Annotated in this window: 18 protein-coding genes; 16 read left to right on the forward strand and 2 right to left on the reverse strand. The window is 69.0% G+C overall.

Annotated features, from left to right (window positions below; all coding sequences use genetic code 11):
- From LMA02_RS23105 to LMA02_RS23115, 3 genes are all read left to right on the forward strand, one after another.
- Nucleotides 1-2,220 (forward strand): xanthine dehydrogenase family protein molybdopterin-binding subunit, encoded by a 2,220-nt coding sequence (locus LMA02_RS23105; protein ID WP_228909954.1) that lies wholly within the window; start codon nt 1-3, stop codon nt 2,218-2,220.
- A gap of 15 nt (nt 2,221-2,235) precedes the next feature.
- Nucleotides 2,236-3,555 (forward strand): c-type cytochrome, encoded by a 1,320-nt coding sequence (locus LMA02_RS23110; RefSeq protein WP_228909955.1) that lies wholly within the window; start codon nt 2,236-2,238, stop codon nt 3,553-3,555.
- A gap of 161 nt (nt 3,556-3,716) precedes the next feature.
- Nucleotides 3,717-5,162 (forward strand): NAD-dependent succinate-semialdehyde dehydrogenase, encoded by a 1,446-nt coding sequence (locus LMA02_RS23115; protein WP_165753113.1) that lies wholly within the window; start codon nt 3,717-3,719, stop codon nt 5,160-5,162.
- A gap of 174 nt (nt 5,163-5,336) precedes the next feature.
- Here the strand turns inward: LMA02_RS23115 and tagH are convergent, their stop codons facing one another.
- Together tagH and LMA02_RS23125 are read right to left on the reverse strand one after the other, a co-directional pair.
- Entirely contained in the window at nt 5,337-6,752 is a 1,416-nt protein-coding gene (gene tagH / locus LMA02_RS23120; protein ID WP_228909956.1) for a type VI secretion system-associated FHA domain protein TagH, read from the reverse strand.
- 47 nt (nt 6,753-6,799) lie between these two features.
- On the reverse strand, nt 6,800-7,189 hold the full coding sequence (locus tag LMA02_RS23125) for a TssQ family T6SS-associated lipoprotein (RefSeq protein WP_228909957.1): 390 nt from the start codon (nt 7,187-7,189) through the stop codon (nt 6,800-6,802).
- Nucleotides 7,190-7,818: 629 nt separating this feature from the next.
- Here LMA02_RS23125 and tssJ point away from each other — a divergent pair.
- The 13 genes from tssJ to tssG all read left to right on the forward strand — a co-directional run bounded on the left by tssJ (nt 7,819) and on the right by tssG (nt 24,918).
- A complete protein-coding gene (tssJ, locus tag LMA02_RS23130; protein ID WP_228909958.1) occupies nt 7,819-8,334 on the forward strand; it encodes a type VI secretion system lipoprotein TssJ in 516 nt (171 codons plus the stop codon).
- Complete coding sequence (gene tssK, locus LMA02_RS23135) at nt 8,331-9,713, forward strand: type VI secretion system baseplate subunit TssK (protein ID WP_228909959.1); 1,383 nt, start codon at nt 8,331-8,333, stop codon at nt 9,711-9,713. The genes tssJ and tssK overlap by 4 nt, the downstream gene beginning before the upstream one ends.
- Before the next feature lie 15 nt (nt 9,714-9,728).
- A complete protein-coding gene (locus tag LMA02_RS23140; protein WP_228909960.1) occupies nt 9,729-11,054 on the forward strand; it encodes a DotU family type VI secretion system protein in 1,326 nt (441 codons plus the stop codon).
- A 1-nt stretch (nt 11,055) separates the two neighbouring features.
- Nucleotides 11,056-14,685: a type VI secretion system membrane subunit TssM gene (gene tssM / locus LMA02_RS23145; protein ID WP_228909961.1), complete on the forward strand. Its 3,630-nt coding sequence runs from the start codon at nt 11,056-11,058 to the stop codon at nt 14,683-14,685.
- Entirely contained in the window at nt 14,667-15,359 is a 693-nt protein-coding gene (gene tagF, locus LMA02_RS23150; RefSeq protein ID WP_228909962.1) for a type VI secretion system-associated protein TagF, read from the forward strand. Before tssM ends, tagF begins: the two co-directional genes overlap by 19 nt.
- Nucleotides 15,360-15,418: 59 nt before the next feature.
- Nucleotides 15,419-17,566, forward strand: a complete 2,148-nt coding sequence (locus LMA02_RS23155) for a serine/threonine protein kinase (RefSeq protein WP_228909963.1) — start codon at nt 15,419-15,421, stop codon at nt 17,564-17,566.
- On the forward strand, nt 17,553-18,671 hold the full coding sequence (gene tssA / locus LMA02_RS23160; protein WP_228909964.1) for a type VI secretion system protein TssA: 1,119 nt from the start codon (nt 17,553-17,555) through the stop codon (nt 18,669-18,671). Before LMA02_RS23155 ends, tssA begins: the two co-directional genes overlap by 14 nt.
- A 63-nt stretch (nt 18,672-18,734) precedes the next feature.
- Entirely contained in the window at nt 18,735-19,289 is a 555-nt protein-coding gene (gene tssB / locus LMA02_RS23165) for a type VI secretion system contractile sheath small subunit (protein WP_175659221.1), read from the forward strand.
- The gene (tssC, locus tag LMA02_RS23170) at nt 19,282-20,799 is read left to right on the forward strand and encodes a type VI secretion system contractile sheath large subunit (RefSeq protein WP_228909965.1); all 1,518 of its coding nucleotides are present in this window, start codon (nt 19,282-19,284) and stop codon (nt 20,797-20,799) included. Before tssB ends, tssC begins: the two co-directional genes overlap by 8 nt.
- Nucleotides 20,800-20,858: 59 nt before the next feature.
- Nucleotides 20,859-21,350, forward strand: a complete 492-nt coding sequence (locus LMA02_RS23175) for an Hcp family type VI secretion system effector (protein WP_057927224.1) — start codon at nt 20,859-20,861, stop codon at nt 21,348-21,350.
- Between the two features lie 16 nt (nt 21,351-21,366).
- Entirely contained in the window at nt 21,367-21,915 is a 549-nt protein-coding gene (tssE, locus tag LMA02_RS23180) for a type VI secretion system baseplate subunit TssE (protein WP_228909966.1), read from the forward strand.
- 4 nt (nt 21,916-21,919) lie between these two features.
- The gene (tssF, locus tag LMA02_RS23185) at nt 21,920-23,791 is read left to right on the forward strand and encodes a type VI secretion system baseplate subunit TssF (RefSeq protein WP_228909967.1); all 1,872 of its coding nucleotides are present in this window, start codon (nt 21,920-21,922) and stop codon (nt 23,789-23,791) included.
- Nucleotides 23,788-24,918: a type VI secretion system baseplate subunit TssG gene (tssG, locus tag LMA02_RS23190; RefSeq protein WP_228909968.1), complete on the forward strand. Its 1,131-nt coding sequence runs from the start codon at nt 23,788-23,790 to the stop codon at nt 24,916-24,918. The genes tssF and tssG overlap by 4 nt, the downstream gene beginning before the upstream one ends.
- Nucleotides 24,919-24,924 lie beyond the last annotated feature (6 nt).

A 24,924-nucleotide genomic window follows, 5' to 3' on the forward strand; every position in this document is an offset into this window, starting at 1 on the left:
ATGTCGAGAGGACTGATCGAAGCAGGTCGGGCCGGCGCGGGCGTGTCGCGCCGTTCGTTTCTCAAGGTGGGCATGTCGCTCGGCGCGGCGGCGGGCGGCGGCCTGCTGCTCGGCTTCAGCCTGCCGGCGGCCGGCGATGACGCGCGGCGCTCGGTGATCGGCGGCGATGCGGACGAAAACGCGCGTGCCGGCGTATTCGCGCCGAACGCGTTCGTGCAGATCGACCGCGGCGGCAAGGTCACGCTGGTGATGCCGAAAGTGGAAATGGGCCAGGGCGTCTACACGGCGCTGCCGATGCTGATCGCCGAGGAACTCGAGGTGCCGCTGTCGAACGTCACGCTCGATCATGCACCACCGAACGAGAAGCTGTTCCTCGATCCGCTGCTCGGCGGCCAGCTGACGGGCGGCTCGACGTCGGTGCGCTACGCGTGGGAACCGCTGCGCCGCGCCGGCGCGACCGCACGCACGCTGCTGGTTGCCGCGGCCGCCAAACAATGGAACGTCGATCCGGCCAGCTGCCGGGCGGAAAACGGCGAAGTGCAGCACCCGCCGAGCGGCCGGCGCGCATCGTACGGCCAGCTCGCCGATGCCGCGTCGAAGCTGCCGGTGCCGAAGGACGTCGCGTTGAAGCAGCCGGCCGATTTCAAGCTGATCGGCAAGCCGGTGAAGCGGCTCGATTCGCCGGAGAAGGTCGACGGCACCGCGCAGTTCGGGCTCGACGTGCGCCTGCCCGGCATGCTGTACGCGGTGATCGTGAACAGCCCGGTGTTCGGCGGCACGGTTGCGAGCGTCGACGAGACGGCCGCGCGGAAGATTCCCGGCGTGCGTCAGGTGGTGCGCGTCGACAACGCGGTCGCGGTGGTCGGCGATCACACGTGGGCCGCGAAGCGCGGCGCGTCGGCGCTCGTCGTCAAATGGAACGAAGGCGCGGACGCGAAGGTGTCGATGAAGGACATCGTCGCCGATCTCGCGCAGGCCGCGGCGAACGGCAAGGGCGCCGTCGCGCGCAAGGAAGGCGACGTCGGCCGCGCGTTCGCGAACGCGAAGACGCGCGTCGATGCCGTCTATGAGCAACCGTTCCTCGCGCACGCCACGATGGAACCCGTGAACTGCACGGTGCAGGTGCGCGCCGACGGCTGCGAGATCTGGGTCGGCACGCAGGTGCCGACGCGGGCGCGCGATACGGTGCAGCAACTCACGGGGCTCGCACCCGAGAAGATCGTCGTGCACAACCATTTGCTCGGCGGCGGCTTTGGCCGGCGGCTCGAGACGGACATGATCGGACAGGCCGTGAAGGTCGCCAAACAGGTCAACGCGCCCGTGAAGGTCGTGTGGACGCGCGAGGAAGACATCCAGCACGACATGTACCGGCCGTACTACTACGACCGGATCTCGGCCGGCCTCGATGCGAACGGCAAGCCGGTCGCATGGCAGCACCGGATCGTCGGCTCGTCGATCATCGCGCGTTTCGCGCCGCCTGCGTTCAAGGACGGCGTCGACCCCGACGCGGTCGAGGTTTCGGCCGAATTGCCGTACGACCTGCCGAACCAGCTCGTCGACTACGTGCGGCAGGAGCCGCGCCACATCCCGACCGCGTTCTGGCGCGGCGTCGGCCCGACGCGCGGCACGTTCGTCGTCGAGAGCTTCATCGACGAACTGGCGGCGCAAACCAAGACCGACCCCGTCCAGTATCGCCGCGCGCTGCTCGACAAGACGCCGCGTGCGCGCAACGTGCTCGACGTCGCGACGAAGGCGGCCGGATGGGGCACGTCGCTGCCGAAGGGGCAAGGGCGCGGCGTATCGGTGATGCACGCGTTCGGCAGCTTCTTCTCGATCGTCATCGACGTCGCGGTGGAGGAGGGCGAAGTGCAGGTCAAGCGCGTCGTGTGCGCGGTCGACTGCGGGATGGCCGTGAATCCGAGCACGATCGAGGCGCAGGTACAGGGCGGCATCATCTTCGGGATCACGGGTGCGCTGTATGGCGAGATCACGATCGAGGACGGCCGCGTCGTGCAGAGCAACTTCACCGACTACCGGATGATGCGCATCAACGAGACGCCGCCGATCGAGGTTCATCTCGTGAAGAGCGGCGAGGCGCCGGGCGGAATCGGCGAACCGGGCACCGCTGCCACCGCGGCGGCCCTGTCGAACGCGATCTTCGCGGCGACCGGCAAGCGGCTGCGCAAGCTGCCGGTCGGCAGCCAGCTGAAGACGGCTTGAGAGGAGGGACGAACCATGCGAAACCTCACCCTGAACCGCTCGAATCGCGTCGCTCATACATTCGGCGCATCGTTGATCGCGCTGTCCGCGCTGATGGCCGGCACCGCGGCGCATGCCGCGCAAACGGCGCCGGCCGACAGCGCGCTGGTCGCACGCGGCGCGTATCTCGCGAAGGCGGGCGACTGCGTGGCGTGCCACACCGCGCCGCGCGGCGCGCCGTTCGCCGGCGGCCTGAAGATGGTCACGCCGATGGGCGCGATCTACACGACCAACATCACGCCCGACCCGGACACGGGCATCGGCGGCTATACCGAAGCCGAGTTCGCGGGCGCGCTGCGCTCGGGTGTCGCGAAGGACGGCCATCACCTGTATCCGGCGATGCCTTATCCGTCGTATGCGAAGCTGCGCGACGACGACGTGAAGGCGCTGTACGCGTACTTCATGCACGGCGTCGAGCCGGTGAAGCAGGCGAACCGTGCGTCCGAGATTCCGTGGCCGCTCGGCATGCGCTGGCCGCTGGCACTGTGGAACGCGGTGTTCCTCGACACGAAGCCGTACGCCGACAAGCCGGCCAAGGACGCGACGTGGAACCGCGGCGCGTATCTCGTGCAGGGGCTCGGGCATTGCGGGTCGTGCCATACGCCGCGCGGCGTCGGCTTCCAGGAGAAGGCGCTGGACGAAGGCGGCGCGGCGTTCCTGTCGGGCGCGCCGATCGACAACTGGTTCGCGTCGAACCTGACCGGCGAGCACAATACGGGGCTCGGCCGCTGGAGCGATGCAGAAGTCGCGCAGTTCCTGAAGACCGGCGCGAACCAGCATGCGACCGCGTTCGGCTCGATGGTCAGCGTGATCAACCACAGCACGCAGGAACTGACCGACGACGATCTGACGGCGATGTCCCGTTACCTGAAGTCGCTGCCGGCGGCAGGCGGCACGGGCGCGCCGCCTTACCGTTATGATCCGAAGGCGACGCAGGTCTCGCTTGGCCGGCCGGCGAACGATCCAGGCGCAAAGGTGTATAACGCTTACTGCCTGCATTGCCATGGTGTGGACGGCCGCGGCTACGCGCCGCTGCTCGCGCCGCTCGCCGGCAACCCGAACGTGCTCGAGGCCGATGCATCGTCGCTGATCAACGTGACGCTGAACGGCAGCGAGTCGCTCGTGATCGGCGGCGTGCCGTCCGCGTATCCGATGCCGGCGTTCTCGAACCAGTTGAACGACCGGCAGATCGCCGACGTGCTGACGTTCATGCGCGCCGGCTGGAACAACGGCGCGCCGGCCGTGCAGCCGGCGGACGTCGCGAAACTCCGCAAGGCGACGGCGGCCACGCGCTGAGCGCGGCCGACCGTGGCGGATGACGGCGGGCATGCGTGCCGCGTGCCCGTCGTCGAACATTGCCGGGTGCATCGCGCCCGGCAACGCAGCTCTTTCTGTCAACCGGCGCGCGGCCATTCGCGGCAGCGCGCGTTTTATCGACGCAAAGTAGGGGTGTCTGGATGGCTAACGTGACTTATACGGATACGCAACTGCTGATCGACGGCGAGTGGGTCGACGCCGCGAGCGGCAAGACGATCGACGTCGTGAACCCGGCGACGGGCAAGGCGATCGGCAAGGTGGCCCACGCGGGCATCGCCGATCTCGATCGCGCGCTGGCTGCGGCGCAGCGCGGTTTCGAAGCATGGCGCAAGGTGCCCGCGCACGAGCGCGCGGCGACGATGCGCAAGGCCGCGGCGCTGGTGCGCGAGCGCGCCGACGCGATCGCGCAGTTGATGACGCAGGAGCAGGGCAAGCCGCTGACGGAAGCGCGTGTCGAAGTGCTGTCGGCAGCCGACATCATCGAATGGTTCGCGGACGAAGGCCGCCGCGTGTACGGCCGGATCGTGCCGCCGCGCAATCTCGGCGCGCAGCAAATGGTCGTGAAGGAGCCCGTTGGCCCGGTCGCGGCGTTCACGCCGTGGAATTTCCCGGTCAACCAGGTCGTGCGCAAGCTGAGCGCCGCGCTCGCGACCGGCTGCTCGTTCCTCGTGAAGGCGCCGGAAGAAACCCCGGCATCGCCGGCCGCGCTGCTGCGCGCGTTCGTCGACGCGGGCGTGCCGGCCGGCGTGATCGGCCTCGTGTACGGCGATCCGGCGGAAATCTCGTCGTACCTGATCGCGCACCCGGTCATCCGCAAGGTGACGTTCACGGGCTCGACGCCCGTCGGCAAGCAGCTCGCCGCGCTCGCAGGCCAGCACATGAAGCGTGCGACGATGGAGCTGGGCGGCCACGCGCCGGTGATCGTCGCCGAGGATGCGGACGTCGCGCTGGCGGTGAAGGCCGCCGGTGGCGCGAAGTTCCGCAACGCGGGCCAGGTGTGCATTTCGCCGACGCGTTTTCTCGTGCACAACAGCATCCGCGACGAATTCACGCGCGCGCTGGTGCAGCACGCCGAAGGGCTGAAGATCGGCAACGGCCTCGAGGAAGGCACGACGCTCGGCGCGCTGGCGAACCCGCGCCGGCTGACCGCGATGGCGTCGGTCGTCGAGAACGCGCGCAAGGTCGGCGCGAGCATCGAGACCGGCGGCGAACGGATCGGCTCGGAAGGCAACTTCTTCGCACCGACGGTGATCGCGAACGTGCCGCTCGAAGCGGACGTGTTCAACAACGAGCCGTTCGGTCCGGTCGCGGCGATCCGCGGCTTCGACAAGCTCGAGGACGCGATCGCCGAAGCGAACCGTCTGCCGTTCGGGCTGGCCGGCTATGCGTTCACGCGCTCGTTCGCGAACGTGCACCTGCTGACGCAGCGCCTCGAAGTCGGGATGCTGTGGATCAACCAGCCCGCGACGCCGTGGCCGGAAATGCCGTTCGGCGGCGTGAAGGATTCGGGCTATGGGTCGGAAGGCGGACCGGAAGCGCTGGAGCCGTATCTCGTCACGAAGTCGGTGACGGTGATGGCGGTCTGACGACCGTTCGAGCGCGTGCGTGCCGCTGGTCGTGCGGCGCGCATGCTGAGGTGCCGGAGGCCGGGCGTTTTGCTCGGCCTTGTCGTTTCTGATCCTTTCTGCTTCGTTCGCGGTCGGTTTTGCCCGGCAATGGCGGTCGGTCCCGTCGAGCACGGGACATACGGCGCCCGCCGCTCAATGCCGGCTGCTGCCGCGATAGCTTTCCACTTCCGCGTCGTATGCCGCCAGAAACGCCTTGCCGAACACCGACGCGAAATCGTCTTCGATCGCGAACACCGTGTCGCGATGGGTCGCCGCGTAGCGATCCCACATCCTCGCCTTGTACAGCGCCGGCACGCGCTTCTCGTACCAGCGCATCGCATCGTCACGTTCGCGCAGCCGTTGCGGCGAAAAACGCGTCAACAGGTCCATCAGCGCGGCGCGCATGCCGGCGACCATGCCGATCTGGTGCGCGTGCAGATCCTGGAACGCGTCGCTGACCGCGCTCTGCGGCGACATAAAGCCCGGCAGCGGCAGCCCGAACATCTGGCGCAGCACGGCGCCGCCGTCCGGCAGCAGCTTCAGCGGATTGTTCTCGCGATCGAGCAGCATCGTCATGTGCGCCTTCACCTCCCGCTTCAGGATGCTGCGCGACGACAGCAGCTCGACCGTGCCGTGCGCGAACAGCGCCAGCAACTGTCCCGCGATGTAAAGCTGTTCGGCCGACCACTGATGCGATTCGGCGGCCGTATCGAGTCCTGCCCCCTCGAAGAACGCGTTCAGCAATTCATCGGACGTCGGCACGCGGTTCGCCCGCGTCGCAGGCTCGTCCGCCGGCCGTGGCTCGGTGTGCGTTGCCGCCGGTTGCACGCGCACGTGCTGCGTCCACTCGGGCGCGTGGTCGGCCTGCGTCTCGAACGACGCGCCGCGATCCGCATGGCCGCGTTCGGCCGGTGATGCCGAACCCGGCCGACCGATATCGGGCGACGACTGCGCGAACAGGTCGAGCGGATCGATCGACAGCTGATTCAGGTCGCGCTGCGACGGCACCGATGGCGCGGCCGGCGCGGTGCGGCTTGCCGGCTGCGCAGCGTCCCTGCGCGCCGTGCCGGACCGGTTGCCGGCGTCCGCCGCCTTGCCGCGCGGGGCGAGGCGATCCTGCAGCAGGCTCCATAAGCGGTTGCCGGCGCCTTTCGTCTCGCCGGTTGCACGCGCAGTAGGCTCCGGCGCACGTCGCGGGTCGGCGCTCGCGTTGGCAGCGGAGCGCATGTCGACGACCGGCGCGTCATGTCCGTCGTCACGTTCGGCGCGCAGCACGTACGGCCCGATGCGGATGATGTCGCCGCTATTGAGCGGCCGCTCCTGTGCATAGCCGACCGGCTCGCGATTCACCTCGATGGTCGACACGCTGCTCAGGTTCTTCAGCAGGCACGCGTCGTCACCCACCTGCAGCAGGGCCTGCAGCCGGGAAATCTGCCGGCTGTCGTCGCGCAGCACGAGATGATTGTCGGTGGCCCGGCCAATGGTGCCGCCGGGCGGGTGGAACACGACAGCGTCGTAGGAGTCGCTTTCGACCGGCTCGCCGGCATGTTCGATCACGATCAGTTGCATGTCATACGTCGCTCGGTGGTGAAGCGCTCGCGGGGAAACCGGTTCGGTCAGGATGACGCCGCATGTCTGCGGCGCGCGGATTCGAACGCGGGCCCCCAGATCGGATGCCCCTTCTCGGCGGGGGACAAGTCGAAGCGCGGGTTGAGGTCGAGACTCTTCGAGAACTCGGCGCGGCACTGCGCGATGCGGTTCGTCACGCAATAGCTGAACGCGAGCAGCTTGTGCGCGGCGACCTGCGTGTCGGTGTCGGCGCCGTCGATCTCCTTCGCCCGGCTCAGGATCGCGATCGTCCGCCCGTAGTCGCCCGCACCATAGGCCACACGCGCGCTGTCGACCGCGGCGCGCGCCGCAGACTGCGTGGGGGACGTGCTGCACGCGCCGATTCCCAGCAACAAGGCGCCGCCGAGAAAAATCACGATCGATGAACGGCCTTTCATTTTGGAATGAAATACTTGCGTAATTGGAAGGTGTCGCACAAGCGCTGTTGGATTCTAGTGCCAATCATGCCGACCGATACCGCCGTTACGTTTTGTTTCAATTGGAAAATTGCGTTCGAGTTACCACTCAAATCCATTCCCGGTTTTTGACTTGTTAATCCATAAAATCGATTCTATAGTTCGCTATGCTTTTTGGATTCGTCAGTTGTTTGCCCGCCACCCGTCAATGGCCGGAAAAACGGGCCGTCCGTTCGGGCAATGCAAACAGCCTGGCACAACCCACGGGGCGGGACCGCCCACCGCCGACGGCCGGCAGGCTTGGGTTCAGCGTCCATCAGCAAGTGTCCATGCAATAGAACCGGGCCGCCGCGGCGAACCGGTCGGATTAACACGTCTTCTCGAAATGACCGAAATCAATTCAATTCATCGTCATCTCCCCAACTTCGATCCAGGCTCGTAATTGGCGATTTGACCCGGCTTCTTGCCAGAATAAATTGCCGCATGAAATTTAAATTGAAGGATATGCAAGCCACATAGTTACCGGTCAATTAATTGTCCCTTTTTAATCCGGAGCTCCGATTTCGCTTATGTAAATCGGCGGGGGAATTATTGCGCTGCGAGGGTGAAATATGCGTCGGCGGTCCAGCGGGTTCATCGTATTGGGATGTGCATTGCTGTTGCCCGGATGCGGCGCCACCGAGCGTGCCGCCGCGGTGCCGTATGCGATCACGGTCGACGTGGCGCCCGACGTCAACCCCGATCTCAATCGCAAGCCGTCGCCGATCGTGTTGAAGGTGTTCCAACTGCGCGCGGCGTCTGCGTTCGATGGCGCCGACTTTTTCTCGCTCCAGGACAAGCCCGAGAACATCCTCGGCGCAGACCTGCTCGGCACCGACCGCGTGATCCTGCGGCCGGGCGAGTCGCGCACGCTGCACTACCGCGGCAATGTCGAGGCCGGTGCGATCGGCGTGATCGCCGAGTACCGCATGCTCGACAGGAACCGCTGGCGCCTGACGGTGCCGCTGCCGCGCGCCAGGCAGCTCAACGTATACAAGTTCTGGCAGACGTCGCCCGGCGAGCTGAAGCTGTCGATCACGGTCAGGAACGGCGGTCTCGCATTGAATGAGACGCGGGGGCGCCCATGACGGAACCGACGATGTCCGCGACGCCGGTCGCCGCATTGCGCCAGCGGGTGGTGTGGACCGAAGGGATGTTCCTGCGGCCGCAGCATTTCCAGCAACTCGAACGGCACTGGGAACGCTATGTCGCGCTGCGCTGCCTGCCGCTGCAGGGGTTCTACTGGGGTTTCGATACCCTCGAGATCGACCGTGAGCAGCTGGCGCTCGGCAAGGTCGCGCTACGTGCGGCGGCGGGCGTGATGCGCGACGGTACGCCGTTCGACCTGTCGCATCCGGACGATCTGCCCGAACCGCTCGACGTACCGGCCGATGCGAAGGACCGGCTCGTCGTGCTCGCGTTGCCGCTGTGGCGCGGCGGCGGCGAGGAGGTGTCGTTCGGCGTGGACGCGGGCGGCAGCGGCAACGCGGACGTCGCCCGCTACGTCGTGCGCGAATACGAAGTGGCCGATGCGAACGCGGTCGCGCTCGGCCCCGCGCTGCTGCAAACGGGGCGCCTGAACGTCCGGCTGATGCTCGATACCGAGCTGACCGGCGACTGGCATGCGCTCGGCGTCGTGCGGATCGTCGAGCGGCGCACCGACGCGCGGCTGCTCGTCGACGACGGCTACATTCCGCCGCGCCTGGTCGCGCAGCGCGACTCGGCATTGCTCGCGTACACGCGAGAATTGCACGGACTGCTGACGCAGCGCAGCGACGCGCTGGCCGAGCGCCTGTCGGAACCGGGGCGCGGCGGCGTATCGGAGGTCGCGGATTTCCTGCTGCTGCAACTCGTGAACCGCTATCTGGCGCTGACCTGGCACGCGCAGCAGGACATCGCGACGCATCCGGAGGCGCTGTTCCGCGACTGGCTGAAGCTTGCGTGCGACCTCAGCACCTTCACGGCGGCCGGCCGGCGCCCGCAATCGCTCGCGGTCTACGTGCACGACGACCTGCGCACGAGCTTCGCCGAACTGATGACGGAGCTGCGCCGGTCGTTGTCGACGGTGCTGGAGCAGAACGCGATCCAGATCGAGCTGCGCGACGCGGGCAACGGCATCCGGGTCGCGACGCTCGCCGATCCCGCGCTGCGCGACACGGCCGGTTTCGTGCTCGCGGTGCGCGCCGACATACCGGCCGACAGCCTGCGCGCGCGGTTTCCCGCGCAGGCGAAGCTCGGGCCCGTCGAGCGGATCCGCGATCTCGTGCAGTTGCAGCTGCCGGGCATCACGATGCGCCAGTTGCCGGTTGCGCCGCGGCAGATCCCGTATCACGCGGGCCATACGTACTTCGAGATCGACAAGGGCAGCGACCTGTGGAAGCAACTGGCGCGCTCCGGCGGTCTGGCATTTCATTTCGCAGGCGAATTCCCCGGGCTCTCGATGGAGTTCTGGGCGATACGCGGGTGAGGGCGGAACAGCGCGATGAATTCTTCCTCCGATTCGATCTCCGCCGGCGCAGGCGGATTCGTGCCGCCGAATCCGGGCGGCATGCATCCGGCCGCGGCGTCCGCTGCGGCCGGCCCGACGGCCACGCAACCGCGCCCCGGCCGCTGGGCCGCGAGCGGCACGAACCCGCTTGTCGCGGCCGCGAATCCGCTGCTCAATCTCGTGCCGCAGATCCGTTCGACCGTCCATCATCCGAATCCGGCGTGGCTGCGCGAGCATCTCGTCGTCGAGATCCGCCAGTTCGAGGCGCGCGCGCAGGAAGCCGGTGTGCCGTCGGAGGCGATCATCGGCGCGCGCTACTGCCTGTGCACGGCGCTCGACGAAGCGGCCGCGCTGACGCCGTGGGGCGGCAGCGTGTGGTCGTCGCACAGCCTGCTCGTGTCGTTCCACAACGAAACCTGGGGTGGCGAGAAGTTCTTCCACCTGCTCGAACGGCTGTCGCAGCAACCGCGTCAGCACCTCGATCTGCTGGAGCTGCTGTATTTCTGTCTCGCGCTCGGTTTCGAGGGCCGCTATCGCGTGCTCGACAACGGCCATGCGGAGCTCGACGCGCTGCGCTGGCAACTGGCCCACACGATCCGTTCGGTGCGCGGCGAATTCGATCCCGCGCTGTCACCGCACTGGCGCGACGTCGTCACCCGCGACGTGTCGCGCCGCTTCGCCGTGCCGCTGTGGGTCTGCGTGGCGCTCGCGCTGCTGGTCGGCTTCGGCGTGTTCGTCGGGCTGCGCCTCGCGCTGGCCGGGAATTCGGACCGGCTGTTCGCGTCGATCGACGCGCTGCACGTGCCGAGGCTGCAGCCCGCGCAGGCGCCGCCGCGCCCGGCGCCGGTGCCACGGGTCGCGAAGTTCCTGGCCCCCGAGATCGCGGCCGGCCTCGTGTCGGTGCGCGACGACGCCGATCGCAGCGTGATCGTGCTACGCGGCGATGGGTTGTTCAAGTCAGGTTCGACGTTGGTGATCGACCGTTACGCGCCGGTGCTGGCGCGGGTCGCGGATGCGCTGAACCAGGTTCCCGGCAACGTGCGCGTGACCGGCTATACCGACGACACGCCGGTGCACACGGCACGTTTCGCGTCGAACTGGGACCTGTCGCGCGAACGTGCCGAGGCCGTGCGCAGCATGATCGCCGGGCGCCTCGATCATCCGGAGCGGCTCGCGGCCGAAGGGCGCGGCACGCTCGACCCGGTCGCGCCGAACGATACGCCCGAGAGCCGCGCGCTGAATCGGCGCGTCGAGATCACGCTGCTGCCGGCGCCCGGCAGCGCCGCCGTCGGCGCGAGCGCGACGAAGGGGGCCAACTGACATGAACCAGGCTGTCGCGCGTTTCGTCCGGCCGTTGCCGTCGCGGGAGATCTGGACCTTTGCCGGTCTGGTCGTGCTCGCGTGCTTCGTGTGGCTTGCCGGGCCGCTGTTCGCGTTCGCCGAGGTCCGGCCGCTCGAGAGTGGCGGGGCGCGCGCGGTGACGATCGTGGTGCTGTTCGTCGCGTGGGGCGCACGCGTGGCTTGGCGCAGCTGGCACGCAAGCCGCCTTAACGCGCAGTTGCTGAACCAGCTGCGCGAAGCCGCGCCCGGGCCGGCCACCGCCGACGATCCGGCCAAGGCCCAGCTCGACGAGCTACGCAGCCGCTTCGACGAGGCCGCGACGCTGCTGAAGAAAGTCCGCTTCGGCCAGGCGGACACCGCGCGCAAGGGGCTGGCGCGCTGGTTCGACCGGATGTCGCGCCAGTATCTGTACCAGCTGCCGTGGTACGTGTTCATCGGCGCACCGGGCTCGGGCAAGACGACCGCGCTGGTCAATTCCGGGCTCAGTTTTCCGCTCGCCGAGCAGTTCGGCCGCGCGGCGATTCGCGGCGTGGGCGGCACCCGGCACTGCGACTGGTGGTTCACGAACGACGCCGTGCTGATCGATACGGCCGGCCGCTATACGACGCACGAGGGCAACCGCGCACTCGACGAAGCCGAGTGGAAGGGCTTCGTCGAGCTGCTGAAGAAGTACCGCACGCGCCAGCCGCTGAACGGCGCGATGCTGACGATCAGCGTCGCCGACCTGGTCGGTGCGTCGGAGGCCGAGCGCACGCAGCACGCGATGGTGCTGCGCAAGCGGTTGCTCGAGCTGCGCGCCCAGCTCGGCATCCGGTTTCCCGTCTACCTGCTCGTGACGAAGGCCGACCTGCTGGCCGGCTTCGCCGAGTATTTCGGCACCTTCGGCCGCGCGGAATGCGCGCAGGTGTGGGGCTTCACGTTTCCGCTCGCGCAGAGCGAGGCGCCGGGCTTCGACCTGCGCGCCGCATTCGACCGCGAATACCGGCTGCTGCACCAGCGGCTGAACGACGGGCTGCCCGAGCTGCTCGCGACGCAGACGGATGCGCGTCAGCGAGAGATGGCGTACCTGCTGCCGCAGCAGGTCGCCGACCTGCAGGACATGCTCGGCCAGTTCGTCGCCGAGGTGTTTTCCGTGTCGAGCTTCGAGCCGATGCCGATGCTGCGCGGCGTGTACCTGACGAGCGGCACACAGGAGGGCACCGCGTTCGACCGCGTGATGAGCGGCATCAAGCGCTTCCTGAAGATCGACGGCGTGCCGCCCGTTGCCCAGGTCGGCTCGACCGGTCGCAGCTTCTTTTTGAAGTCGCTGCTGCAGGAGCATATCTTCCGCGAAGCCGCGCTCGCCGGCAGCGACCTGCGCTGGCATCAGAAGCGCCGCGTGCTGCAGATCGCCGGCTACGCGCTGCTCGCGATCGTGAGCGTGGTCGTGCTGGCCGCGTGGCTGCGCAGCTACTCGAACAATCGCGCGTATCTCGATCGGATCGCGCAGCGCGTGCCCGCCGTCGATGCGCAGATCGTCGGGGCGAAGTTCTCGGATGCGGCCGACATCGCGCGGCTGCTGCCGGTGCTCGATGCGCTCGGCGGGCTCGCGAATGCCGGCGGCGTCGACCGGTCGCATCCGCCGCTCGCGTACCGCTGGGGGCTCTTTCAGGGCGAGAAAATCGACGAGGCCGTCGACGCCGTGTACCGTCGCGCACTCGACGACGTGCTGCTGCCGATCGCCGCGCGCCGGATGGAGGCCGCGCTGAGCGATGCACGGCCCGACGAAACCGACTACGCGTATGCGGCGCTGAAGGCCTATCTGATGCTGTACGACAGCGCGCACTATGATCCCGCGTTCGTGCAGGCCGTCGTCGACCTGGAAATGGAGCGCGCGTTGCCGCCCGATTTCTCGCCGGCCGAACGCTCGGCGCTGCGCGCGCATCTCGCGGCGTTGTTCGGCAACCGGGTGGCCGTGTCGCCGTATCCGATGAACGAGCGGCTCGTGGCCGACGTGCGCGACCGGCTGCGCCAGGTGCCGTTCTCGCAGCGGCTGTACCGCCAGCTCACGCGCACGCTGCGGCCGGCGACTTCCGCGTTCGATTTCAGCGTCGCGCGCGCGGTCGGGCCCGACGCATCGCTGGTGTTCCGCCGCCAGAGCGGCAAGCCGCTGTCGGAAGGCGTGCCGGGCCTGTATACGCGCAACGGCTATCGCAACGTGTTCTCGCCGCGCGTTGCCGGCGAGGTCGACGCGTACGGGCGCGAGGAGGTGTGGGTGCTGAACCTCGGGCTGTCCGAGATTCCCGGACCGAACGATGCCGCCGCATGGGCGCGCGACATCCGCCAGCTGTACCTGAACGACTACCTGAAGATCTGGGACGACCATCTCGCCGACATCAAGCTGCAGCGCACCGCGACGCTCGCGCAGAGCATCCAGGTCGCGCGTGCGCTGTCGTCGGCGGATTCGCCGCTCACCCGGCTGATGATCGCGCTGGCGCGTGACACGGCGCTCGGCGATACGCCGGGCGGCGCGCGCAATCTCGCGTCGCGCGCACAGGACAAGGTCGACGAGGCGCGCAGCTCGCTGTCGCAGATCTTCGCGGGGCAGGGCGCAAGCGACGCGAATCCGTCCGCGGCGACGCCCGCGAGCCCAGAGCAGGTGGTCGACAGTCATTTCGCCGGGTTGCGTGCGTTCGCGCCGGGCAGCGGCGACCAGGCGCAGGCATTCGATGCGGTACTGAAGTCGATCGACGCGCTTTATACGTACCTGACGGCCACCGACGATGCGCTGAGGAGCGGCGCGCAGCCGCCGCCGTCCGACGCACCCGCGCGGCTGCGCGCGCAGGCCGGCCGGCTGCCGACGCCGTTCCGCGAGGTGCTCGACGATCTGTCGAACGTCGCGAACGGCAGCGTCGCGACCGTCGAGCAGCGCAGCGTCACGACCCGGGCCGGCGCGAACGTTGGCGATTTCTGCCGGCAGGCGATCGCGGGCCGCTATCCGTTCGCGCGCGGATCGTCGCGCGACGTCGCGCCGGCGGACTTCGCGCAGATGTTCGCGCCGGGCGGCCTGATGGACGATTTCTTCCAGAAGAACCTGCAGTCGATCGTCGATACGACGTCGCACCCGTGGCGTTTCGCGAACCGCAACGCGGACGCCGATCCGGCGGCGGCCGCGATGCTTTCGTCGTTCGAGAAGGCCGCGGTGATCCGCGACGTCTATTTCGGCGGCGGCGCGCGCACCGCGCAACTGAAGGTGCAGGTCCAGCCGCTCGAAATGGATCCGTCGATCACGGAGATGGTGCTCGACGTCGACGGTCAGATCGTCCGCTATGCGCACGGCCCGCTCGTGCAGAGCGCGGTGGACTGGCCGGGCCCGCGCGGCAGCAGTCAGGTGCGGCTGCAGGTGTCGGGGCAGGCCGGCGCGACCGACGGCTTCACGACCGGCGGCCCGTGGGCACTGCACCGGCTGTTCGACCGCGCGGCCGTGTCGGCTGGACGCGGCTCGGACCAGATGGTCGCGCGCTTCACCGTCGACGGCAAACCGCTCGTGCTGCAAGTGAACGCGGGCAGCGTCCGCAACCCGTTCAGGCTGCCCCAGATGGAGTCCTTTACATGCCCTCCGAAGCAATGAGTCGCATCCCGCCGCTCACGCGCGCCGATGGCGACGCACCGGCCTGGTACGGAAAGATTCCCGGCGCCGGCGACTTCGTGAACAGCCGGCTGCCGCATGCGCTCGCGCTGTGGTGGGAACGCTGGCTTCAGCAGGGGATGGCCGCGATGCGCCAGCGCGGCCCGGAGGAGTTCGCGCGCCACTACACGGTCGCGCCGGTCTGGAATTTCCTGGTGCCGGCGGGCGCCGGCGCGTCGTGCGTGCAGGCAGGCTGTCTCGCGCCGAGCTGCGATCGCGTCGGGCGTTACTACCCGGTGATCGTCACGCTGCCGATGCCGGCGGCCGATGACTGGAACGGGCTGCCGGACGCGGCCGACGCGTTCTACTGGCAGATCGGCCATGCACTGCTCGACGCGATCCGGCATGCCCGCGCGCCGGACGATCTCGAGCAGACGCTCGACCGCGTGCGGCTCGCGCCGGGCGGCGAGCTGCCTGCCGAAGGCGTCGACGGGATCCCGGCGACGCTGCCGGACCGGCCGGCCCTCGCGGCATGGCCCGGGCTGTCCGGCTATTTCGATCCGCACGGCGGGACGAGCTTCTGGTGGACCAATCGTGCCGACGGCTCGCCGCTGCGCACGCATGCGCATACGGGCGCACCCGACAACGCGCTGTTCCTGACGCTGTTCGGCGGCTAGCGAACGACGGCCGGCGGCGGGCAACGCAGGCAACACGGATGCGGTATCGCGAGGTAGACATGAAGGACCCATCGACGAGAGACAACGAGCACGACACGGCAACCCGCGGCGACGCGCCCGAATTCACGGTGCGGCCGCTGCCGCTCGGTCATCGCCTGGGCGAGCTGCAGCTCGACGAGGTGCTGGGCATCGGCGGTTTCGGCATCGTCTATCGCGCGTTCGACCGCACGTTGCGGCGCGCAGTCGCGATCAAGGAATACATGCCGTCGATGCTCGCGACGCGCGGCGGCGACTACACGGTGTCGCTGCGCTCCGAGCGGTTCGCCCAGGCGTTCGACGCGGGACGCGGCGCGTTCCTCAACGAGGCGCGCCTGCTCGCGCAATTCGACCACCCTGGGCTCGTCAAGGTGCTCCACTTCTGGGAGAGCCACGGCACCGCGTACATGGTGATGCCCTTCTACGAAGGGCGCACGCTCAAGCAGCTGCTCGACGGCGGCATGCGCATGAGCGAGACGCAATTGCGCAACATCGTCGGCGCGCTGCTCGGCGCACTCGACACGCTGCATCGCGCGCAGTGCTTCCATCGCGACGTCGCGCTCGACAACGTGCTGATCCGCCCGAACGGCAGCGCGATCCTGCTCGACTTCGGCGCGGCGCGCAAACGGATCGGCGATCTCGTCGACGACGGCGCGATGATGATCAAGCCCGGCTACGCGCCGATCGAGCAGTACACCGACGATCCCGCGTTCAGCCAGGGGCCGTGGACCGATCTCTATGCGCTCGGCGCAGTGATGCACGCGATGATCACCGGCGAATTGCCGCCAGCGGCCGTCGTGCGCAGCATCAAGGACACGTACCGGCCGCTCGCATCGCGCGAGTTGCCGGCCGGCGAGGTGTACAGCCCGGCATTCCTCGCGGCGGTCGATCATGCGCTGCAGCTGCGGATTCCGGACCGGCCGGAGTCGGTCGCGGCGTTCGCGGCCGAACTCGGGTTGTGGGATGGCGACCGTTCGTATGGCGCGGCCGTTGCGCCACCGGTGGTCTCGCCATCCGGATTGCAAGCATCGTCGCCGTCCGGGAAAACGGAGCGCCCCGAAGGGCGTGAAGGCGATGGCCAGCGCGCGGAGGACATCCAGCAGGCCGCCCCCGCGGCGCCGACGACTGAAGCGCGTGACGACGCCGGCACGCGATCGGCAAGCGCCGCGGCGGACATCGGGCAGCACGGTGCGACGGCTACCGGGAACCTGAACGGAACGGCAGAGCCGATTGCTGGTGCTGCTGGTGCTGCTGGTGCTGCTGGTGCTGCTGGTGCTGCTGGTGCTGCTGGTGCTGCTGGTGCTGCTGGTGCTGCTGGTGCTGCTGGTGCTGCGACATCCGCGTCCTCGTCACGCGCATCGCCACCCCCCCGCGCCCCGCGTCGCCTGGCGTTCATCACGGCGGGCAACCGGCGCGTGCCGGCCTACGTGGGTGCCGCGCTGGTCGCGCTGATCGCAGTCGGCATTGCCGCAACGTATCTGTCGCGCCCGGCGCGGATCGCCGGCGAAGCCGAAGCCGGTGCGAGCGCGCCGCTGGCCAACACGGCTTCCTCGGCCAGCGCGCCGGATGCGATGGTCACGCAGCGCGGTCCTACGCCGATCGTCGTGCCGCCGTCGAGCCTGCCGGCCGGCTCGTCCGCACAGGTGCCGCTGCCGGCGCTGGCCGCCGCGCCGGCCAGCGCACCCGCCGACGCGGCCACGGTTCCCGCGCCGCCGGTCGCGACGGCCGCCACGGACGTCGCCGGCGCCACGCCGCCGCGCTCCGGTTCGGGTTTGACGATCGCGCCGGCCGGCAGCCTCGACGCATCGGAGCGCGTCGTCAACGTGCCGCCGTCGGAGGCCGCCGCATCGCCGTCCGCCCACGCGTCCGTTCCGGCGCGGGCGTCGCCGTCGGAAGCCGACATGGCCGTCGCCGCGGTCAGCGCGCCGGCCACCGTCGAGCAGCGTCAGCCGAAGCAGGAAACCGTCCAGGTGCGCTTCAACGTCCGCCCGTGGGGCGACGTGTACGTGAACGGCGCACGGCGCGGCGCGAGCCCGCCGCTGCGCTCGGTGTCGCTGACACCGGGCGTCTATCAGATCGAGATCCGCAACGGCTCGCTGCCGCCGTTGCGCCGCACCGTGGCGATCGACTTCGGCAGCAAACCGGTCAACATCGACTATGCATTCGAATGACGTCAGCCAGGCGGCGCTCGCCGCCGCCGCGTTGTCCTCGCCGTCGCCCGGCCTGCCGGCGGCGACGCCGCGCGCCGATCTGATCGTCCGGCTGCTCGCGGAAGCCGCGCCCGATGCGCCGTGCGGCCCGAACCTCGAATACGACGCCGATTTCCTGCAGCTTCAGGAGCGCGCGACGCCGCGCGCCGAGCAGCAGTACGGCGACACGGTGATTCCGGCCGAGACGCCGGACTGGCGCACGGTCGAACGCCTTGCACTGGCGCTGGGCGAGCGGACGAAGGACCTGCGCGTCGCCGCGTATCTCGCGCGCAGCTGGACCGAGCAGCACGGCATTCCCGGCTACGCGGACGGGCTCGCGGTCGTGGAGGGCCTGATCCAGCGCTGGTGGGACGACCTGCATCCGCGTCTCGACGCCGACGGCGAACCGGACCCGACACCGCGGATGAACGCGCTCGCCGATGTCGTCGGCGCGCACGAGTGTGCACGCACGGCACGGCGCCAGCCGCTGTTCGACGGCGGTCCGAGCGTGCGCGACGCCGAACGCGTGCTCGACGGTCGCGACGAAGCGGGCGGCCCGGCGGCAGGTAGCCGCGACGGCCTGATCACCGCGCTGTCGACCGCACGCGACGACGGCCGCGTGCCGATCGATGCGGTGCATGCCGCGCTGCGCGCACTGGACACGATCCGTGCGCATGTGACGGACCGGCTCGGCAGCGAATGGTCGCCGGACGCGAGCGATACGGAGAAGGCGTTGCAACGCATCGCGCACGCAATGCCGGCGCCAGCGGCACAGCAGTCCGCACCGGACGCCTCGATTCCGGCCACGCCGACCGCATCCGGCGCCGCGCAAGCCGCATCCGCGCCGGCCGTTTTATCCAACGGACAGGCCTGGCGCGATGCCGAGGTGACGAGCCGCGACGACGTGCGGCTCGGCCTCGACAAGATGTGCCGCTATTTCGAATTGCATGAGCCGAGCCACCCGGCGCCGCTGCTGCTGCGGCGCGCGCAGCGGCTGCTCGCGCTCGACTTCTACGAAATCATCCGGGATCTCGCTCCCGAGAGTCTGCCGAAGCTGGACCTGCTGAGCGGCGAGCGGAGCGAATGAAGCAGGCCGCCGTCCACGCGGCGGCAACGTACACGCAACCTGATCGATGTGAAGGAGTGGGCGATGACGGACAGAACCAAGGCGGCAGGCAGCGGACAGAAGTTCATCGCGCGCAATCGGGCGCCGCGCGTGCAGATCGAGTACGACGTCGAGACCTATGGCGCCGAGCGCAAGGTGCAGTTGCCGTTCGTGATGGGCGTCATCGCGGACCTGGCCGGCAAGCGCGCCGAACCGCTGCCGGACCTGCCGGAGCGCAAGTTCCTGGAGATCGACGTCGACAATTTCGACGAGCGGATGAAGTCGGTCGCACCGCGCGTCGCGTTCCAGGTGCCGAACACGCTGACCGGCGAAGGGATGCTCAGCGTCGACATGACGTTCGAGCAGATCGACGATTTCTCGCCGGCGGCGATCGCGCGCAACGTCGACGCGCTGCGCCGGCTGCTGGATGCGCGCACCGAGCTGTCGAACCTGCTGTCGTACATGGACGGCAAGCACGGCGCCGAACAGCTGATCGAGCGTGCGATCAACGATCCCGACCTGCTGAAGACGCTCGTGCGCGACCCGGGTGCCGACGCGCCGCGCGGCGCCGCGACCCAACCGGAGGCCCGCGATGAATGACCCTGTCCAGTCCCGCGCCGATACCCGCGACGCACGCAACGCCCCGCAACCGTCCGCCGCGCCCGGCGAGTTCGCCGCGCTGCTGCAGAAGGAGTTCAAGCCGAAGACCGCCGAGGCGCGCGAGTCGGTCGAGCGCGCGGTGCGCACGCTCGCGCAGCAGGCGCTCGAACATACGGTCGGCATGACGACCGACGCCTACGGCAGCGTGAAGCAGATCATCGCGGAGATCGACCGGAAGCTGTCCGAGCAGATCAACCAGATCCTGCATCACGACGAATTCCAGGCGCTCGAAGGCGCGTGGCGCGGCCTGCATTACCTCGTCACGCACACCGAGACCGACGAGTTGCTGAAGATCAAGGCCTTGCCGGCGTCGCGCAACGAGGTCGGGCGGATGCTCAAGCGCTACAAGGGCGTCGCGTGGGACCAGAGCCCGCTGTTCCGCAAGATCTACGAGGAGGAATACGGGCAGTTCGGCGGCGAGCCGTTCGGCTGCCTCGTCGGCGACTTCTACTTCAATCACAGCCCGCCGGATGTCGAGATGCTCGGCGAGCTGTCGAAGATCGCGGCGGCCGCGCACGCGCCGTTCATCGCGGGCGCGTCGCCGGAGCTGATGCAGATGGATTCGTGGCAGGAGCTGTCGAACCCGCGCGACCTGACCAAGATCTTCCAGAACACCGAATACGCGGCGTGGCGCAGCCTGCGGCAGTCGGAGGATTCCCGCTACGTCGGCCTCGCGATGCCGCGTTTTCTCGCGCGGCTGCCGTATGGCGCGCGCACCAATCCGGTCGACGAATTCGACTTCGAGGAAGACACCGACGCCGCGAATCACGACCGCTACACGTGGGCGAATTCGGCTTACGCGATGGCCGCCAACATCAACCGTTCGTTCAAGCAGTTCGGCTGGTGCTCGTCGATCCGCGGCGTCGAGTCGGGCGGGGCGGTGGAAGGGCTGCCAAGCCATACGTTCCCGACCGACGACGGCGGCGTCGACCAGAAATGCCCGACCGAGATCGCGATCAGCGACCGCCGCGAGGCCGAGCTGGCGAAGAACGGCTTCATGCCGTTCGTGCACCGGAAGAACTCGGATTTCGCGGCGTTCATCGGCGCGCAGTCGCTGTACCAGCCGGCCGAGTATCACGACCCCGACGCGACCGCGAACGCGCGGCTGTCCGGCCGCCTGCCTTACCTGTTCGCGTGCTGCCGGTTCGCGCACTACCTGAAGTGCATCGTGCGCGACAAGATCGGCTCGTTCCGCGAACGCGACGACATGGAGCGCTGGCTCAACGACTGGATCATGAACTACGTCGACGGCGACCCCGTGAATTCATCGCAGGAAACCAAGGCGCGCAAGCCGCTGGCGGCCGCGCAGGTGGTCGTCGACGAGGTCGAGGACAACCCCGGCTACTACACGTCGAAGTTTTTCCTGAGGCCGCACTACCAGCTCGAAGGGCTCACCGTGTCGCTGCGGCTGATTTCGCGACTCCCGACCGCGAAGGCGGCGAACGAATGAGCGGCAACGGGCATTCAACCCGGCATTCAACCTGATTTCGCACCGAAACGGAGACGGCAATGGGCGTGGCAATGTTTATGAAGGTGGACGGCGTGACCGGCGAATCGGCGGACGCGCAGCACAAGGGCTGGACCGACATCGAATCGTTCACGTGGGGCGCGAGCCAGCCGGGCGCGATGGCGAGCGGCAGCGGCGGCAATGCGGGCAAGGCGAGCTTCAACGATCTCGTCGTGGCCGCATACATGGACAAGGGCGCGCCCGCGATCATCAAGAACTGCGCGAGCGGCAAGCACTTGCCGAAGGTCGAGATCTCCGCGTGCAAGACCGGCGGCTCGCAGATCGAGTTCATGCGCGTGACGCTGCAGGAGGTGCTCGTCACGTCCGCGCAGGTCGCGGGCATCGACCCCGGCGACGCGGCTGACCGGCTGATGATGCACTACGGCTTCCAGGCCGCGAAGGTGAAGAAGCAGTACTGGCAGCAGAACGACAATGGCGGCAAGGGCGCCGAGGTGTCGGTCGGCTGGAACATCAAGGAAAACACCGAGATGTGACCGCGGAGCGATGACGATGGACGACCCGAATGCCCGCGACGGCCGGCACGGCGGCATGCGCGACCGGCTGCAACCCGCACTGCTCGACCGGCTGACCGACGACGCGCCGCAGCGCACGACCGATCTGCCCGGCACGCAATGGATCGGTGCCGAGCGCCTGCGCGCGGCCGTGCTGCGCGATCTCGCGTGGCTGCTCAATACGCGCAACGCCGAGGACGGCTTCGTCGACTGGGCCGCGTTCGCGCACGCGCAGGCATCGGTGCTCAACTACGGGATGCGGCCGTTCGTCGGCAAGCCGATGTCGGGCGTCGAGCGGATGTCGGTCGAGGCGTCGATCCGCGACGCGATTGTCCGCTTCGAGCCGCGCATCGCCCCCGACAGCGTCGAGGTCCGCAGCATCGCCGATGCATCGGACGGACGCGCCGGCGAACGGCGTCACAACGTGCTGCTGTTCGAGATCCGCGGCACGCTGTGGTCGATCCCGCATCCGGTCGAATTCGTGCTGCGCTCCGACCTCGATCTCGAGACGGGTGCGATGTCGCTGCAGTCGTCAGCGGGAAACTGACACAATGGATACGCGCCTGCTCGACTACTACAACCGCGAACTCGCTTACCTGCGCGAACTCGGCGACGAATTCGCGCAGCAGTTCCCGAAGGTCGCCGCGCGGTTGCGACTGCACGAATCGGGGCCGCCCGATCCGTACGTCGAACGATTGCTCGAAGGCTTCAGCTTCCTTACCGCGCGTGTGCAACTGAAGATGGACGCCGAGTTTCCGCGCTTCACCCAGGCGCTGCTCGATGCCGTGTATCCGGGTTACCTCGCGCCGTTGCCGTCGATGGCGATCGTGCGGTTCGCGCCGATGCTGAACGAAGGCAGCCTCGCGCAGGGCTGGCGGCTGCCGGCCGGCACCGCGCTGCGCGCGCGGCCGGCCGCGTCCGAGCAGACCGCGTGCGAATTGCGCACCGCGCACGACCTGACGCTGTGGCCGCTCGAACTGACCGATGCGGCCGTCACCGGCGCGCCGTCGTGGCTGCCGCGCGGCGCCGTGCCGGCGCGCCAGGACGCGCGCGGTGCGTTGCGCATCCGGCTGAAGGCGCGCGGGGGCGCCAAACTCTCGCAACTGCCGCTCGAGCGGCTGACCTTTCATCTCGCGGGCCCCGAGCGCGACGCGCTGCACCTGCTCGAACTGATCGCCGCGCATGCGCTCGGCGTCGTCTGCCACGATCCCGGGCAACCGCCGCGCTGGCTGCACGCGCTCGACGCCGATACGATCGTCCACGAGGGTTTCGATCCGGCGCAGGCAATCTTGCCCGACGACGGACGCAGCTTCCACGGCTATCGGCTGTTACGCGAGTATTTCGCGTTTCCGGCGCGCTTCCTGTTCTTCAGCATCGGCGGGCTGCGCGCCGCGCTTGCGCGCGCCACCGGCGACGATTGCGAGCTGACCGTGTTGTTCGACCGGCACGATGCGGCGCTCGAGGCGGCCGTCGATGCGCAGCATCTGGCGCTGAACTGCACGCCGGCCGTGAACCTGTTCGCGCGTCGCGGCGATCGCATCCCGGTGCAGCCCGGCGCGCGCGAGCATCATGTCGTCGTCGACCGCAGCCGGCCGCTCGATCACGAGATCTATGCGGTGCAGCGGCTCGCGAGCGAGCAGCGCGACGACGGCCAGTCGCGCGAATTCCGGCCGTTTCACGCGTCGTTCTCGAGCGACGACGGCAACTACGGCGCGTACTACACGGTGCGGCGCGAGCCTCGGCTGGTATCCGCGCAGGCACGCGCGAACGGCACGCGCACGGGTTACGTCGGCAGCGAAACCTACGTGTCGCTCGTCGACAGCCAGTGCGCGCCGTACGACGAGACGATGCGCTACCTGTCGGTCGACACGCTGTGCACGAACCGCGATCTCGCGCTGCTGCTGCCGCCGGGCGATGCGAACGCGTTCACGCTGCGCATCTCGGCGCCCGTCGAGCGCGTCGTCGCGATTCGCGGCCCGTCGCGGCCGCGCCCGCCGATCGCTGACTCGCAGACGGCCTGGCGACTGATCCGCCATCTCGGGCTGGCCCGGCAGACACTGACCGATCTCGACGACGAGGAGGGCGCGCATGCGCTGCGTGAGCTGCTCGGCCTGCACGCGGACCCGGCCAACGCCGCGATGCGCCGGCAGATCGACGGCGTGCGGCGCGTCGCGTTCTCCCCCGTGTTCCGGCGGCTGCCGGCGCTCGGGCCGCTGATGTTCGGGCGCGGTGTGCAGGTCGACGTGACCGTCGACGACCATGCGTTCTCCGGCGACAGCCCGTTCCTGCTCGGCGCCGTGCTCGAACAGTTCTTCGCGCGGCACGTCTCGATCAACGCGTTCGCCGAATGCGTGCTGACCAGCGCGCAGCGCGGCATGCTCGCGCACTGGCCGGCGCGCATCGGCAGGCGGCCCGCGATATGAAACACGGCACGCCGCCCGGCGCTCGGCCGGCCACCGAAGCCGCACGCCGCGATGCGTGGTGGGCGCGGCTGCGCGCCGCGCCGCATGGCTACGACCTGTTCCAGGCATTGCGCTGGCTCGACGCGCTGTCCGCCGGCCGCGCACCGCTCGGCCATGCCGCGCGGCCGCGCGACGAACCGGTGCGGCTCGGGCAGCAGCCGTCGCTCGCGTTCGCGGCGTCGATGCTGGCAGGCGTACCCGACGATGGCGGTGATGGCGGCGGCACCGCGCGGCCGCGCATCGCGATCCACGGTTTCGGGTTGTTCGGGCCCAACGGACCGCTGCCGACCCACCTGACCGAATACGCACACGAGCGCGCGGCCCAGCACGACGACCCGACCTTCACCGCATTCGCGGACCTGTTCCATCACCGGCTGATCCTGCTGTTCTACCGGGCATGGGCCGACGCGCAGCCGACGGTGAGCCTCGATCGCCCGGGGCGGGCGCGATTCGACGCGTATGTCGCGAGCCTGGTCGGGCGCGCCGCGCATGGCGACGGACCGGCGCGGGCCGATGCCGGACCCACGGATGCCGACACGCTCGCGCCGCATGCGCTCTATTTCCATGCGAGTCATCTCGTCCGGCACACGCGCAACCCGGAGGGGCTCGTGCAGATCCTGCGGCGCCATTTCGGTGTCGACGCGCGCATCGTCGAGCATGTGCCGCGCTGGGTCGCCATCGAGCGCTCGCAGCGCTGCGTAATCCGCGCGACGCGGCCAACCCTGCGCGTCGGCGGCGTTGCGCTCGGCATCGCGGTGCGCGATGCGCAATCGCATTTCCGGATCGTGCTCGGGCCGCTGTCCCTCGACGCGTACCGGCGCTTCCTGCCGGGCGGCCCGCACGCGCGGCAGCTCGCGCACTGGGTGCGCGAATACGTCGGCATCGAGTTCGACTGGGACGTGCAGCTCGAACTGGCGGCCGACGCGGTGCCGCCGATCGCGCTCGGCGCGCCGCACGGCCTCGGTCGTGCGGCGTGGCTCGGGCAGCGGCTCGAAGCGGGGCCCGCGCGTGATCTCGTCGTCCGTTACGACGCGCGCCGTGGCGGCCCGCCGCGCACCGGCGCCGCCCTTCATCGCGAAACCGCCTAAACGGGG

The sequence above is a fragment of the Burkholderia sp. B21-005 genome (assembly GCF_020843965.1).
Classification (GTDB): Bacteria; Pseudomonadota; Gammaproteobacteria; order Burkholderiales; family Burkholderiaceae; genus Burkholderia; species Burkholderia ambifaria.

Excerpts from the sequence above, each read along its gene's own strand:
- tssC (WP_228909965.1), top strand. The coding sequence starts at position 19,282 with ATGAATGACCCTGTCCAGTCCCGCGCCGATACCCGCGACGCACGCAAC.
- tssK (WP_228909959.1), top strand. The coding sequence starts at position 8,331 with ATGACGGAACCGACGATGTCCGCGACGCCGGTCGCCGCATTGCGCCAG.
- LMA02_RS23115 (WP_165753113.1), top strand. The coding sequence starts at position 3,717 with ATGGCTAACGTGACTTATACGGATACGCAACTGCTGATCGACGGCGAG.
- tssJ (WP_228909958.1), top strand. The coding sequence starts at position 7,819 with ATGCGTCGGCGGTCCAGCGGGTTCATCGTATTGGGATGTGCATTGCTG.
- tssE (WP_228909966.1), top strand. The coding sequence starts at position 21,367 with ATGGACGACCCGAATGCCCGCGACGGCCGGCACGGCGGCATGCGCGAC.
- LMA02_RS23125 (WP_228909957.1), bottom strand. The coding sequence starts at position 7,189 with ATGAAAGGCCGTTCATCGATCGTGATTTTTCTCGGCGGCGCCTTGTTG.
- LMA02_RS23105 (WP_228909954.1), top strand. The coding sequence starts at position 1 with ATGTCGAGAGGACTGATCGAAGCAGGTCGGGCCGGCGCGGGCGTGTCG.
- LMA02_RS23110 (WP_228909955.1), top strand. The coding sequence starts at position 2,236 with ATGCGAAACCTCACCCTGAACCGCTCGAATCGCGTCGCTCATACATTC.
- tssM (WP_228909961.1), top strand. The coding sequence starts at position 11,056 with ATGAACCAGGCTGTCGCGCGTTTCGTCCGGCCGTTGCCGTCGCGGGAG.
- tssF (WP_228909967.1), top strand. The coding sequence starts at position 21,920 with ATGGATACGCGCCTGCTCGACTACTACAACCGCGAACTCGCTTACCTG.
- LMA02_RS23140 (WP_228909960.1), top strand. The coding sequence starts at position 9,729 with ATGAATTCTTCCTCCGATTCGATCTCCGCCGGCGCAGGCGGATTCGTG.
- tssG (WP_228909968.1), top strand. The coding sequence starts at position 23,788 with ATGAAACACGGCACGCCGCCCGGCGCTCGGCCGGCCACCGAAGCCGCA.
- tagF (WP_228909962.1), top strand. The coding sequence starts at position 14,667 with ATGCCCTCCGAAGCAATGAGTCGCATCCCGCCGCTCACGCGCGCCGAT.
- LMA02_RS23175 (WP_057927224.1), top strand. The coding sequence starts at position 20,859 with ATGGGCGTGGCAATGTTTATGAAGGTGGACGGCGTGACCGGCGAATCG.
- tssB (WP_175659221.1), top strand. The coding sequence starts at position 18,735 with ATGACGGACAGAACCAAGGCGGCAGGCAGCGGACAGAAGTTCATCGCG.
- tssA (WP_228909964.1), top strand. The coding sequence starts at position 17,553 with ATGCATTCGAATGACGTCAGCCAGGCGGCGCTCGCCGCCGCCGCGTTG.
- LMA02_RS23155 (WP_228909963.1), top strand. The coding sequence starts at position 15,419 with ATGAAGGACCCATCGACGAGAGACAACGAGCACGACACGGCAACCCGC.
- tagH (WP_228909956.1), bottom strand. The coding sequence starts at position 6,752 with ATGCAACTGATCGTGATCGAACATGCCGGCGAGCCGGTCGAAAGCGAC.